This window comes from Phytoactinopolyspora mesophila, from assembly GCF_010122465.1.
Lineage (GTDB): Bacteria > Actinomycetota > Actinomycetes > Jiangellales > Jiangellaceae > Phytoactinopolyspora > Phytoactinopolyspora mesophila.
This window is the reverse complement of sequence record NZ_WLZY01000025.1, coordinates 1-1,559: the sequence shown is the minus strand read 5'-3', so window position 1 is coordinate 1,559 and position 1,559 is coordinate 1. Positions and strand designations below refer to the sequence as shown.

Sequence of the window (1,559 nt, the reverse complement as noted above, 5' to 3'; positions counted from 1 at the left end):
AGCCTGGATCCGTGGACCGGTTGGTTGATCGTTCGGCGTGGTGAATAGAGAAAGTGCCTTCTGTGCAGGGACAATGAGGATTGTCTAGGCCCTAATCGTCTCTGCGTCGGAAGGCACTTTCAGTGCAACTATCTCATGTCTGGTCCCGGGCGACGCCGGTGTTCGATGACGAGGATCTTGTGTCGTGTGCTGGGCTGGTTCCGGTGATGGCGCTGGCCGAGCGGGCGGGGTTGTCCGAGCTGATCTCATCAAAGGTGACTCTCGCCTCGACGCGGGTGGCCTCGGCTGGGGTGAACCCGGCGGGCAAGCTCACCTCGATCATCGCGGGGATGGCTGCCGGCGCGGACAGTATCGACGATCTGGATCTGACCCGCACTGGTGGGATGGGCCGGTTGTTCGCCGAGGTGTACGCACCGGCCACGCTGGGGCAGTTCCTGCGGGAGTTCACCCACGGGCACACGCTGCAGTTGGCGTCGGTGGCGCGGGCACACCTGGTCAACCTGGTCCAGCGCAGTGGGCTGCTGCCCGGCATCGCGCAGCGGGCGTATGTGGATATCGACTCGCTGTTGCGCCCGGTTTACGGCCACGCCATACAGGGTGCCAGTTTCGGGCACGCCAAGATTGCCGGCCGGGTCATGCTGCGCCGGGGCCTGTCGCCCCTGGCCACCACGATCAGCACAGATCAGGGTGCGCCGGTGGTGGCCGGCATACGGCTACGTGCCGGGCGGGCGGGCTCTGGCAAGGGTGCAGCGACGATGCTGCGCGAGGCGATCGGCACCGCCCGCGCTGCCGGAGCCAGCGGGGAGATCCTGGCCCGCGGTGACTCCGCCTACGGCAACAGCGCGGTCGTGAACGCCTGCGTGAGCGCCGGGGTCCGGTTCTCCGTTTCGATCAGCAAGAACCCCGCGGTGAGCCGGGCCATCGCGACCATCGACGACGAGGCGTGGACGCCCGTGAACTACCCGGGCGCGGTCGTTGACCCGGACACCGGTGAGCTGATCTCCGACGCGCAGGTCGCCGAAGTCGAGTTCACCGCATTCGCGAGAAAGCACCCAGTCACCGCGAGGTTGATCGTGCGCCGGATCCGCGACAAAGCACGAGGCGACGAGTTGTTTCCTGTCTGGCGGCATCACCCGTTCTTCACCAACAGTGCCGAACCGACCGCCGAGGCGGACATTACCCACCGCCGCCACGCGATCATCGAGACCGTGTTCGCCGACCTCATCGACGGACCACTGGCGCATCTGCCCTCCGCCCGGTTCGCCGCCAACGGCGCCTGGGCGATCTGCGCGGCCATGACACACAACCTGCTCCGCGCCGCTGGAACCTTGACCAGCCCACGACATTCCGTGGCCCGCGGCGCGACGCTACGGCGACACCTCGTCACCGTGCCCGCCCGCCTCGCCCGACCACAACGCCGCCCGGTGCTGCACCTGCCCGCGCACTGGCCATGGGCCGCACCATGGCGCACCCTCTACAACGCGGTTTTCGCCACCGGGCCACCAGCAGTGGCCTGAACCCGACCACCGCCCGCGAGGGCACGACCGGAGACCCCGAAA

At 67.8% G+C, this 1,559-nt stretch carries 1 protein-coding gene; it reads left to right on the top strand.

The features are described from left to right. Nucleotides 1-122: 122 nt before the first annotated feature. The gene (locus tag F7O44_RS29270; protein WP_162453875.1) at nucleotides 123-1,517 is read left to right on the top strand and encodes an IS1380 family transposase; all 1,395 of its coding nucleotides are present in this window, start codon (nucleotides 123-125) and stop codon (nucleotides 1,515-1,517) included. The last annotated feature ends 42 nt before the right edge of the window (nucleotides 1,518-1,559 follow it).